Origin of the sequence: Pseudomonas putida (assembly GCF_028682455.1) — a bacterium.
Classification (GTDB): domain Bacteria; phylum Pseudomonadota; class Gammaproteobacteria; order Pseudomonadales; family Pseudomonadaceae; genus Aquipseudomonas; species Aquipseudomonas putida_AA.
Genome location: NZ_JANHLD010000001.1, coordinates 704,106 through 715,198 on the forward strand (window position 1 = coordinate 704,106; position 11,093 = coordinate 715,198).

The 11,093-nt window shown below is 64.7% G+C and carries 9 protein-coding genes and 1 pseudogene; 7 read left to right on the forward strand and 3 right to left on the reverse strand.

Going from position 1 to position 11,093, the window contains the following annotated elements; genetic code table 11:
* Positions 1–28 precede the first annotated feature (28 nt).
* Complete coding sequence (locus tag NPS58_RS03355; protein WP_274113510.1) at positions 29–670, forward strand: LysE family translocator; 642 nt, start codon at positions 29–31, stop codon at positions 668–670.
* A 64-nt stretch (positions 671–734) separates the two neighbouring features.
* The gene (locus NPS58_RS03360) at positions 735–1,406 is read left to right on the forward strand and encodes a tRNA (adenine(22)-N(1))-methyltransferase (protein ID WP_279843951.1); all 672 of its coding nucleotides are present in this window, start codon (positions 735–737) and stop codon (positions 1,404–1,406) included.
* A gap of 20 nt (positions 1,407–1,426) precedes the next feature.
* On the opposite strand, the gene NPS58_RS29530 is transcribed toward NPS58_RS03360, so the two are convergent.
* Complete coding sequence (locus NPS58_RS29530; protein WP_425313047.1) at positions 1,427–2,191, reverse strand: methyl-accepting chemotaxis protein; 765 nt, start codon at positions 2,189–2,191, stop codon at positions 1,427–1,429.
* Between the two features lie 93 nt (positions 2,192–2,284).
* Positions 2,285–3,301 (reverse strand): annotated as a pseudogene (locus tag NPS58_RS29535) (HAMP domain-containing protein); the annotation flags it as partial.
* 176 nt (positions 3,302–3,477) lie between these two features.
* Here NPS58_RS29535 and NPS58_RS03370 point away from each other — a divergent pair.
* The 3 genes from NPS58_RS03370 (at position 3,478) to NPS58_RS03380 (ending at position 7,333) form a co-directional block, all read left to right on the forward strand.
* Complete coding sequence (locus NPS58_RS03370; RefSeq protein WP_274113513.1) at positions 3,478–4,755, forward strand: tyrosine/phenylalanine carboxypeptidase domain-containing protein; 1,278 nt, start codon at positions 3,478–3,480, stop codon at positions 4,753–4,755.
* Between the two features lie 60 nt (positions 4,756–4,815).
* Complete coding sequence (locus NPS58_RS03375; protein WP_274113515.1) at positions 4,816–5,670, forward strand: SDR family NAD(P)-dependent oxidoreductase; 855 nt, start codon at positions 4,816–4,818, stop codon at positions 5,668–5,670.
* A 76-nt stretch (positions 5,671–5,746) separates the two neighbouring features.
* Entirely contained in the window at positions 5,747–7,333 is a 1,587-nt protein-coding gene (locus NPS58_RS03380; protein WP_274113517.1) for an EAL domain-containing protein, read from the forward strand.
* 157 nt (positions 7,334–7,490) lie between these two features.
* Here the strand turns inward: NPS58_RS03380 and prpR are convergent, their stop codons facing one another.
* On the reverse strand, positions 7,491–9,437 hold the full coding sequence (gene prpR / locus NPS58_RS03385) for a propionate catabolism operon regulatory protein PrpR (RefSeq protein ID WP_274113520.1): 1,947 nt from the start codon (positions 9,435–9,437) through the stop codon (positions 7,491–7,493).
* Between the two features lie 242 nt (positions 9,438–9,679).
* On the opposite strand from prpR, the gene NPS58_RS03390 reads away from it, so the two are divergent.
* Together NPS58_RS03390 and NPS58_RS03395 are read left to right on the forward strand one after the other, a co-directional pair.
* Entirely contained in the window at positions 9,680–10,738 is a 1,059-nt protein-coding gene (locus tag NPS58_RS03390; RefSeq protein WP_274113522.1) for a phosphotransferase family protein, read from the forward strand.
* On the forward strand, positions 10,735–11,091 hold the full coding sequence (locus NPS58_RS03395; protein WP_274113524.1) for a DUF6285 domain-containing protein: 357 nt from the start codon (positions 10,735–10,737) through the stop codon (positions 11,089–11,091). The genes NPS58_RS03390 and NPS58_RS03395 overlap by 4 nt, the downstream gene beginning before the upstream one ends.
* Positions 11,092–11,093: the final 2 nt, after the last annotated feature.

Here is an 11,093-nt window from a genome sequence, read left to right on the forward strand (position 1 = left end):
CTTCTTTCTCTGTGCCAAGAACCTGAAAATGGACCTTCACTCGATTCTCGCTTTTACCCTGGTGGCCGCCATTGCCATCGCAAGCCCTGGCCCGGCGACGTTGATGGCGATCAACAACAGCCTGGCGTATGGGCCGCGTTACGCGGTGTGGTCGTCGATCGGCAATGCCAGCGGGCTGTTCTGCCTGTCGGCGGCGGCGATGTTGGGGCTGGGCGCATTGCTTGCGAGCTCCGAGTGGATGTTCAACGCCGTGAAAATCCTGGGCGCGGGCTATCTGTTCTACCTGGGCGCCAAGCAGTTGTTCAGGAAGACGCCGATGCTGGCGTGTGATGTTCAAGCCGGGGGTATCGTGGCCAAGCCATCGCGCTTGAAGCTGTACAAGGCGGCGTTCCTGACAGCCGCCACCAACCCCAAGGCGACGATGTTCTTCACCGCGCTGTTCCCGCAGTTCATCGATCAGGGCGCAGCGTTGCTGCCGCAGTTCCTGCTCCTGACCTCGATCTTCATGGCGTTGTCGCTGGCCTCGTTGAGCCTGTATGCCGCATTGGCCTCCCGGGCCAAGGGTGTACTGACCCGCCCGGCGTTTTCGGTGTGGATCAGCCGAGTGGTGGGCTCGACGTTCATCGGCTTCGGCGCCGCAATCCTGGCAATGCGCCGACAAGTTGCATAGCCCCTGTAGGAGCGGGCTTGCCCCGCGAGAGGTCGGTACGTCTACAAATGAAGAAGGGCTGCAGTTGAACGAACAGACATTGTCCATGCGACTTGAGCGCGTGGCAGCACAGGTGCCCGCCGGGGCGCGCCTGGCCGATATCGGCTCGGATCATGGCTACCTGCCGGTGGCCTTGATGCGCCGTGGTGTCATCGCGGCGGCGGTGGCCGGCGAAGTAGCGTTGACGCCGTTTCGCGCCGCCGAGCGCACTGTGCGCGAAGAGGGCCTGGAGCAGCAGATTACCGTGCGCCTGGCCAACGGCCTGGCGGCGATCGAGCCGCAGGACGGCATTACCGCGATCAGCCTGTGTGGCATGGGCGGCGAGACGATCCGCGACATCCTCGAGCGTGACAAGGCGCGCCTGCGTGGCGAGGAACGCCTGATCCTGCAACCCAACGGCGGCGAGCAGCCATTGCGCCAGTGGCTGATGGAAAACGGTTATCGCATCCTCTTTGAAGAGGTGCTGCGCGAGAACCGTTTCGACTATGAAATCATCGTCGCCGAGCGCAGCGGGCCGGTGCAGTACACCGACCGGGAGCTGTACTTCGGCCCGCTGCTGATGCAGGCGCGCAGCGAGGCGTTCCTGGTCAAGTGGCAACGTCGGTTGCGCCTCAAGCAACGGATCCTCACCCACCAGGCAGCGCCTGAAGACGTCGCCCGGCAAGTCCGCTGGATCAGCGAAATGCTCCACCTGTAGGGGCAAGCCCGCTACTACGGTCAGATGCGGAAGCTGCCCACCAGGTGCTTCAGGCGGCTGGCCTGTTGTTCCAGGTCGGCGCAGGCGCGCAGGGTGGACTGCAGGTTTTCCACTCCTTCCTGGTTGAGCATGTTGATTTCGTTGATGTCCATGTTGATCGCCTCGACCACGGCGGTCTGCTCTTCGGTGGCCGTGGCTACTGACTGGTTCATGCCGTCGATTTCCCCAATGCGCAGGTTCACGCTACCGAGGCGTTCACCGGCCTGATTGGCGATCTCGACGCTGTCCTGGCTGTGGCGCTGGCTCTGGCCCATGGTGTCGACCGATTCGCGGGCGCCTACCTGCAGCTCCTCGATCATGCTCTGCACTTGCTGCGCCGATTCCTGGGTGCGGTGGGCAAGATTGCGCACTTCATCGGCGACCACGGCAAAGCCGCGGCCGGCTTCACCGGCCCGCGCCGCTTCAATGGCCGCGTTGAGGGCCAGCAGATTGGTCTGCTGGGAGATGCTGGTGATCACCTCGAGGATCTGCCCGATGTTCACGGTCTTGCTGTTGAGCGTCTCGATGTGCGAACTGGAGGTGCAGATCAAGTCCGAAAGACGGTTCATGGCGGCAATGTTGCGATCGACCACCTGCTGGCCTTCTTCGGCCAGGCGTCGAGCCGAGCTTGCCTGCTGGGAGGCTTGCGCGGCGTTATGGGCGATTTCCTGGGCGGCGGCGCCAAGCTCGTTGATCGCGGCGGCCACGCTGTTGGTACGGTTGGCCTGCTCGTCGGAATTGACCATCGACGAGTTGGAGGCACTGACCACCCGCAGGGCCACTTCATTGACCTGCTCGGTGGCCGAAGACACCTCGCGGATCGAGGTATGGATACGCTCGACGAACCGGTTGAAGGCGTTGCCCAGGTCGCCGAATTCGTCCTGGCTGTGGATGCTCAGGCGTTTGGTCAGGTCGCCTTCACCTTGGGCGATGTCTTCCATGGCGCGAGTCATGGTGTGCAGCGGTTGCAGCAGGACTTGGATCAGCAGCCCGAGCAGGCAGATGATGATGGCCACCGCAATGAGCGTGGCAATGATCGCCGAGGTGCGAAACTCGCTGAGCATCGCATAGGCCTTGCCCTTGTCCACCGACAGGCCGATGTACCAGTTGGCCGAAGGCAGCCCCTTGATCGGCGTGAAGGTCAGCAGCCGCGCCTGGCCATCGGCCTGGACCTCGGTCAGCTCGCCGGACAGTTTTGGCGTGCGCCCAGGGAACAGGTCCGACAGCGATTTCATCACCAGGGTCTGGTCTGGATGGACCAGGATCTTGCCCTGGTCGTTGACCAGGAAGGCATAGCCCATGCCGCCGAAACTCAGCGAGTTGATGATCTGCGCCAGGCCGTCCAGCGCCAGGTCGCCACCGACCACGCCGATGCTGCTGGAGACTTTGCTGAGAATGCCGATGACCATGTTGTTGGTGGTCAGGTCGAGGTAGGGTTCGGTGAGTATCGCGCCGCTGGCGCTCATGCCGTCCTTGTACCAGGGGCGGGTGCGTGGGTCGTAGTCGTCGGCCATCTTGGCGTCGGGACGCACGCTGAAACCGCCATCGACCTTGCCCAGGTAGACCGTGAGAAAGCTCGAGACCAGCGCCTGTTGCCCCATCAGGGTTTCGGCGTTGGCGGGTTGCTGGGCGATATTCTGTGCCAGGTTCTCCACCAGCGTGATGCGCCCCTCCAGTAGGTTGCGAATGTTGGTGGACGTCGATTCACCCATTTCTGCCAGGTAGTTTTCCAGGCTGGTGCGGGTGGCATTGCGTTGCAGGTAGTCGTTGTAGAGGGTGAACAGGGTGAAGGCGAGCAACACGATCAATGAAGCGGCCAAAAGAATTTTGTGACTGAAACGAAGACTTCTGTTCATGGCGTGGTGAGTTCACTCGATTTTTATCGGGATGTTCGAACGGTATCGGCCATGGGTAGACAGATCTTGAGTATTTAATGATGGCTACTTGCTATCTACTTGTAAGGGCAAGCCCGTTCCTACCGGAGAGTGGCTAAGCTTTCGAGATCACCCCCTGTTTACGAGCGGATCTCGCCATGAGCCTTGCCTCCCTGTCCGAGCTCGATGCCGCACTGCCTGGTCTGGCCCGCAGGATCCGTGTGCTGGATGCACTGTCCTGGCCGGAGGGTGTCGAGGACGTTTTCCTGGCGAACTGGCGCGCCGGTAAAGCGCAACTGCCCGACGTCGAGCAGTGCCCACGTGACCACAGTGGCGACATCGCCGCGTTGGAAGCCTTTATCGGCCGTTGCGATGTAAGCCATCCGGCCGGGCACTTCCTCGCCATGACCGCGCGCAGCTATGCCACCGCCGCCCGCATGCTGGGCGCCATTGGCACGCCCGCCTTCACGCAATATTGCGCTGCGCTTTATCGGCGCCCGGATTTCTATTACCCCAGGCAGCAACTGAGCATGCTCGACGCGGCCCGTTTCTTTCTCCAGACCACCGACGCCCTGTTGGGCGGCTCCCGGATTCCACCGAGCGAGGCGACTATCCCGGCCAAGGATTTCGCCGCCTGGATGCAGCCGGAGCTGGACCGTTTTTTCGGCGTGGGCCAGATCAGCGTCAGGCTCGACCCGACCCTCGCCGCCAAGGCCATCGCCGGGTCGAGCCGCATCCGCCTGCGCGCCAGTGCGCTGTTCTCGGAGCTGGACAAGAACCAGTTGCTGCAGCACGAGGCCTTCGTGCATGTCGCCACGGCGCAGAATGGCGCGTTGCAACCCAACCTCAAATGCCTGGGCCTGGGGGCGCCGCGCACCACCCAGACCCAGGAAGGGATTGCCACCCTGGCCGAGCTGTTCACCGCCAGCATGGACATCAACCGCCTGCGCCGCCTGGCCTTGCGCGTGCTGGCGGTCCAGCAGGCGCTCGACGGCGCCGACTTCATCCAGGTGTTCGAAGGGTTCCTGGCAGCAGGTCAGTCAGAGGAGGAATCTTTCCGCTCGACCCAGCGGATATTCCGTGGCGCCGACCTGCGTGGCGGCTCGGCGTTTACCAAGGATGCGGCCTACCTGACCGGCCTGCTTGGCGTCCACACGCTGATGCGCATCGCCATCCGCGACAACCGGCCGGAACTGGTGGGCCGCTTGTTTGCCGGGCGCCTGAGCCTGAGTGACACCGTGCGCCTGGGACCGCTGTTCGAGTCGGGCTGGCTCAAGGGGCCGGTACATGTTCCGGCCTGGGCCAGTGACCTGCGACTGCTGGCCGCCAACCTGGCGTTCTCGGCGTTCATCGCCAGGATCAAGCTGGAGGTGCTGGACCTGGAGATGTTCATGGCCTTCGCCGATGAGCACGAGGCGGATGCCAGCGCTCGATAAGGACTGCTAGGCTGTCGCAGCCTTTCCTGTGCAAAGGACAATTACCCAAAGGAGTGGACCATGCTGTTCAAAGACAAAGTCGCCATCGTCACCGGGGCTGCCCAGGGGCTTGGGCTTGCCTACGCCAAGGCACTGCTGGCCGAAGGTGCCCGGGTCGTCGTCAGCGACCTGGGCACTGACCGGGCGGGTGCGGGCAAGGATGAAGGCGTCGTGCACGCGGCCGTACGCGCATTGCAGGCCGAGGGCGGGCAGGTGGTGGCGCATGCCGGAAACCTGGACGAAGAGGCCGGGTGCAAGGCGTTGGTCGCACTGGCTGTCGAGCGGTTCGGTGGGCTCGACATCCTGATCCACAACGCCGGTTGGGTCGGTTACCAGCCGATCGAGGAGCAAGACGCGTCGTTCCTGCAACGCTCGCTGGGCATCAATGTGCAGGCGCCGATCTGGTTGAGCAAGCATGCCTGGCCGCACCTCAAGCGCTCGGCCGCTGCGCGAGTGGTGCTGACCACCTCCGACCGCGCCATGTACGCGCAATACGCCCAGGTGGGCCTGACTGCCTACGCGGCCGGCAAGATGGCCCAGATCGGGATCATGAACGCCTTGAGCATGGAGGGCCGCGAGCACGACATCCTGGTCAACGCGGTGTCGCCGGTGGCCAAGACGCGCATGTGGGGTATCACCCAGCCACCCGAGAACCTCAAGCCGGAATGGGTGGTGCCGGGGGTGTTGTACCTGGCCAGCTCGTTGTGCCGGGACACTGGCGTGATCCTGCGGGCCAGCAACGGCCAGTTCACCGCCACGCGCTTTTGCGAGAACCCGGGAGTGGACTACCCGACCGACCTTGCCCGGATCAAGTGCGCGAGTGTGCAGGAGGTTGCCGATCAGTGGCAGCGGATCACCGACCGGGGGTGGCGTTGATCTGCGGCAATGTCGCACCAGCGGGGCAGGCCTAGGCTGTAGTGGCTGGACACAGGCCAACGGCCAAGGCGGCAACATGAACCGTAAACGCATCGTCTGGGAAAGCATTCTCCTGGGGTTTCCGTGTGTGCTGCTGCCGGTGCTGTTGATGGGCTACCTGGCCTGGATGCTGAACCTGCAATCGGCCCAGCAGCGTCTCGAAACCCTGGCGGGCGTCGCCTCCAGCAGGGCCAACGGCACCTTTCACGAGGCGGCCGGCGCGCTCAAGAGCATCGCCGGCTCCACCCTGGCACCCTGCACGCCGGAAAGCATCGACCAGATGCGGCTGTTGACCATCAATACCTTTTCCGTGAAGTCGGTCGGCTATGTCGAAGAAGAGGTCTTTGCCTGCGGATCCTGGGGTTCGCTGGGGCGTCATGTGACGCCCTGGCGGGAAGACTTCACCACCTCCGACGGCGTGCGGGTTTCGCTGGGCGTGCAGCCGCGAATCGTCGCGGCCAAACCGATGATGGCCCTGCAGTACGCCGCGTTCAACGTGCTGGTGGACCCGGAGCAGTTCCTTCAGGTGCCCCTGGACGACAATGTCCAGTTGGCAGTGGGGACCGCCGGCGGCCACTTGGTCAGCGCCTCGCGGCCGGAGGTGGAACACTTTTTGAGCCGTGTGCATTCGGGCTCCGCCAAGGGGCTTGAGGAAGGCTACCTCTACACGCTGGTTCACAGCGGCGACTGGGTGGCGATTGCCGCCTTGTCGCGACGGGAGCTGCTGCAAGGGCTGGTACGGATGGAAATGCTGTTGCTGCCCATCGGCGGGTTGATGGCCGGGGTGCTGGCCATGGTGCTGGTCAGGCGGACACGACGACGCTTGTCGCCGTTGGCCGCGCTTCGCTTGGCCGTGCGCAATCGAGAGTTCATCGTTCACTACCAGCCGATCATGAGTCTGGGCGATGGCCATTGCATCGGCGCCGAGGCGCTGCTGCGCTGGCGCCGCCGGGACGGGACCCTGGTGTGCCCTGATGCCTTCATTCCGCTGGCCGAGAAGAGTGGCTTGATCTTGCCGATCACCGATCAGGTGTTCGAGCAGGTGATGCATGACCTCGGTCCGCTGCTGGTACAGGAACGTGGCCTGCATGTGTCGATCAACCTGGCGGCCGCGGATGTCAGCAGTGGTCGCTTCCTGCCCAAGTTGCAGGCGACCCTGCGCAAGGCCGGGGTGAGTCCGCAACAGATCTGGCTGGAAGCGACCGAGCGTGGCTTTGTCGCGATCGACGAGGCGCGAGCTACCGTCAATCGAGCGCGCGCCTTGGGGCACCTGGCGGCCATCGACGATTTCGGCACCGGCTTTTCCAGCCTTCAGCACCTGCAGCAACTGCCCCTGGATATTCTGAAAATCGACAAGTCGTTCGTCGATACCCTCGACCCGGATGCCACTGCCGGTTCGGTCACCACGCACGTCATCGAAATGGCCAAGAGCCTGCGCCTGCAGATCGTCGCCGAGGGCATCGAGACCCAGGCGCAAATGGAGTATCTGCGCGGGCAGGGGGTGCAGTTCGGCCAGGGCTGGTACTTCGCCAAGGCGATGCCTGCCCAGGCATTTCAATGCTTCTATCAGGCACATGCGCCGTCCATGTCGCGGGGCCAGCCCGCTCCCACCGAAGTGGCGTGAACCCTGTCGGATCAAAAGCAAGACCAAGAGCGCAATTCACTGCGCTCTTGCTGGCCTGTGGTGTTCTTGCTTGCTACGCCGATCCTGTGGGAGCTGGTTTGCCAGCGATGAGGCCAATGCAGCCTGCACATTCGAGGTTGCCTGGCCTGCAGCAGGATCAGCCACGCAAGCGCCGCCACAGCGTCGTGCGGCTGATACCCAGCCGCCGCGCCGCTTCATCGTGATTGCCCTGGCACGCCTCCAGCGTCTGGCGAACATGCGTCAACTGCGCCGCCTTGCCCAGCGCGCGCAGGTCGTGCGCTATCGCCGGTAATGGCGCTGGCGGGCGCTCGCGTTTTTCGAATAACTCCGGCAGCAAGCGCGCCAGCCGTTGCTCGTCGATGCCGCCGTGCTGGGCCAGGTCGTTGGCCGAGAGCACCGCGCGCTCGACGATGTTTTCAAGCTCGCGCACGTTGCCCGGCCAGGGGTAGTCCAGCAGGTACGGCAGCAAGGCCGGGGGCAGGGCGCCTGCACCGCGCGGCTGGCCACTGACCAGCAGCCCCTGAACGATGCCGCGGGCGATCAGCGGGATGTCTTCGCGACGCTCGCGCAAGGGGAGAGTCTGCAAACGCAGGATGTTCAGCCGGTAATACAGGTCGGTCCGAAAGTGCCCGGCCTCGATGGCGCCCCGCAGGTCCTGATGGGTGGCGGCGATAATGCGCACGTCGATGGAGATCGGCTCGGTGCCGCCCAGGCGCAACACTTCGCGCTCCTGCAGCACCCGCAGCAGGCGGGTCTGCAGCGACACCGGCATGTCGCCGATCTCATCGAGAAACAGCGTGCCGCGGTGCGCCGCCTCGAACAGACCGGGCTTGCCGCCCTTGCGCGAGCCGCTGAACGCGCCTTCCTCGTAGCCGAACAGCTCGCTCTCGAGCAGCGTCTCGGGGAACGCCGCACAGTTGATCGCCACGAATGGCCCATGGGGGCGCTTGCTGGCGTTGTGGATGCCCTGGGCCAGCAGCTCCTTGCCGGTGCCGCTCTCGCCGGTGATGAGGATGGTCGAGTCGGTCAGGGCATAGCGCTCGGCCAGGCGCAGCAGTTCGCGGTTGGCCAGGCTGTTGCCGCTGATCTGCTCCAGCCGGTACTTGGCGGCGAAGGCGCCGGGGCGCCGGGAGGAGCGGATGCGCTGGTCGGCGCGCTGTACCGCAGTGATGTCCTGGCAGACCAGCACCATGCCGGTACGCTGCCCGTTTTCCAGCAGCGGCAGCAGGTTGCTGACGACCTGGTGGACGCCGAGACGGATGACCTGGTTTTCTTCGCCGACGCCTTCGCGCAACGCCTGCTCCAGGTTCAGCCCCGGACACAACTCCTGCAAGGAACGCCCGAGGGCGGCGCTGGCCGGGAGATCCAGCAGCAGCGCCAGGGCCGGGTTGAGCGATTGCACGATGCCCTGGTTGTCGACCGCCGCCACCCCCGCCGGGATGTGCTGCAACACGGCGTTCAGGTGCTGGCGCTTGGCAATCTCGATGCGCTGGCTGTGCAGGATGCCGAGCGCCTCTTCAAGGGCCTTGCGCACGGTCTCGCTACTCAGTGACAGCACGCCATGCAGGCCGGCCTGCTCGGCCAGTTCCAGCACCGTGGATGAGCCGATGACGCTGCGACAACCCAGCCGTGCCACCTGATCCACCGCCGCCCGCGCTTGCTCCAGGGTGGTATAGGACGCCTGCTGGAACTGCACGGTGAACAGCCCGGCCATGGCCTGCAGTTCGGCGTTGATGTGGTTGTAGCTGAGGATTGCCACCTGCGAGGAGTGCGAGCGCGCCTGCTCCAGGGCACGCAGCAGGTCGGCGCCGCTGATACGCATCGACAGCACCGGGCGGGTGAGGTGCTTGCGCAGGTAGGCGGCGGTGGCGCCGGCACACACGAACACATCGACTTCGCCGCGCCGTTCCAGTTCGCAGGCTACCTGCAGTGCGTGGTCCACCGAAGTGTCGAGCACCTGGATGCTCGCCTCTTCGGCGTAGTCCCCCATCACTCCCTCGACCACCTGCGCCAGACGACTTTGCTGGTTGGGGCGTTGCAGGTGGCTGATGAGCACGACGATTTGCGCACGGGGCAACGGCATGGGCGGCTCCTCTGTTCAAGGATGAAATTGTTTTTCAGAGTTGAACAGATTTGTCTCGAAAGTGAAACGAGTATCCGTCGCCGACCGCCGAGCCTTGGCGCCCTTGTGCTACGGCAACCCAGCTACGGCGGGGCATTGCGTCGATTCATAGGCGCCGGGGCGATGATTGGCCCGGCCATTGCTATAGCTCTGGTCACCAGCAACTCCCGATAAAAAATCCAAAGGGCAGGGCGAATCGCTTCATGAGCAATCTCAACGCAGCATCTCAAGCCGCTGGCGTGCACAGCGACGCGGCGAACGACCAACCCCTGCTGGCGTTCATCGGCGAGCAGGCCCAGGCGCAGCGGGTGGTCATCCTGCAGCGCAAACAGCTTTCGGGCGGTGCGATTCAGGAAAACTGGCTGCTCGAAGTGCAACTCGACGGCGGTCCCTTTGCCGGTGTGCAGCGCTGGGTACTGCGCAGCGATGCCGCCTCCGCGCTACCGGCCAGCCTGAGTCGCGCCCAGGAATTTGCCGTGCTCGGCCGGGTGCACCGGGCCGGGGTAAAAGTGCCTCGGCCACTGTGGTTGTGCCGTGACCCGGCGGTGATCGGCCGCGCCTTCTTTCTCATGGAGTGGCTGCCGGGGGTTGCCGCGGGCCGCTTGCTCAGCGGCCAGTGTGCGCCCCAGGGCAATGCCCGCCTCGCCGCCGAGCTGGGCGCCAACCTTGCGCGGCTGCATCAACTGCGCCCGCCCTGCGCCGAGCTGGACTTTCTGCCGGTGCCCGACAGCGCCCCGGCACTGGCCAGCATCGCCACGTACCGGGCGTTCCTCGATCGCCATGAAGGCGCGCACCCGGTGCTGGAATGGGGCCTGCGCTGGTGCGAACTCAACGCACCGACCGACAGCGCCGTGTGCCTGCTGCACGGCGACTACCGCACCGGTAATTACCTGGCCACTGAAGGCGGCTTGCAAGCGGTGCTGGATTGGGAATTCACCGGCTGGGGCGACCCCCGCGAAGACATCGGCTGGTTCAGCGCGCGCTGCTGGCGCTTCACCCGGCCGGACCTCGAGGCGGGCGGCATCGGTCAGCTGGAAGATTTTTTGCGGGGCTATCGCGAGGTCTCCACGCTGCACATCGACCGTGAGCAACTCGACTACTGGCAAGTGATGGCGACCCTGCGCTGGGCCGTGATCGCCCTGCAGCAAAGCCAACGCCACCTTTCGGGTGAAGAGCCTTCGCTGGAGCTGGCGCTCACCGGACGCCTGCTACCCGAACTGGAACTGGACATTCTGCGCCTGACGGCGGGAGGCACACGATGAAGCGTCCCCAGGCCCACGAGCTGCTGCACATCGCCCGCCTGACCCTGCTGCAGGAGCTGCTGCCGGCGCTGCCTGCCGACAAACGCTACCTGACTCTGATGGTTGCCAGCGCCATGGCCATCGCTGCCCGCGAGTGCCAGGCCGCAAGCGACGCCGATGCCCTGGAACAGGAGCAACTGCACGCGCTGCTGGACAACTGCCCGCTGTCGCTGGCGGACGCCCGTCAAGGGCTGGCCGCCGCCATTCGCGAAGGCCGCTTCGATGCGGGCGATGAACGCGGCCGGTTGGTCGGGGCGCTGCAACACATCACCCTCGCACAGCTGGCGATCAGCAATCCGAAGGCGCTGCCATGAGC

Excerpts from the sequence above, each read along its gene's own strand:
- NPS58_RS03370 (WP_274113513.1), top strand. The coding sequence starts at position 3,478 with ATGAGCCTTGCCTCCCTGTCCGAGCTCGATGCCGCACTGCCTGGTCTG.
- NPS58_RS03390 (WP_274113522.1), top strand. The coding sequence starts at position 9,680 with ATGAGCAATCTCAACGCAGCATCTCAAGCCGCTGGCGTGCACAGCGAC.
- prpR (WP_274113520.1), bottom strand. The coding sequence starts at position 9,437 with ATGCCGTTGCCCCGTGCGCAAATCGTCGTGCTCATCAGCCACCTGCAA.
- NPS58_RS03380 (WP_274113517.1), top strand. The coding sequence starts at position 5,747 with ATGAACCGTAAACGCATCGTCTGGGAAAGCATTCTCCTGGGGTTTCCG.
- NPS58_RS29530 (WP_425313047.1), bottom strand. The coding sequence starts at position 2,191 with ATGGTCAATTCCGACGAGCAGGCCAACCGTACCAACAGCGTGGCCGCC.
- NPS58_RS03395 (WP_274113524.1), top strand. The coding sequence starts at position 10,735 with ATGAAGCGTCCCCAGGCCCACGAGCTGCTGCACATCGCCCGCCTGACC.
- NPS58_RS03375 (WP_274113515.1), top strand. The coding sequence starts at position 4,816 with ATGCTGTTCAAAGACAAAGTCGCCATCGTCACCGGGGCTGCCCAGGGG.
- NPS58_RS03355 (WP_274113510.1), top strand. The coding sequence starts at position 29 with ATGGACCTTCACTCGATTCTCGCTTTTACCCTGGTGGCCGCCATTGCC.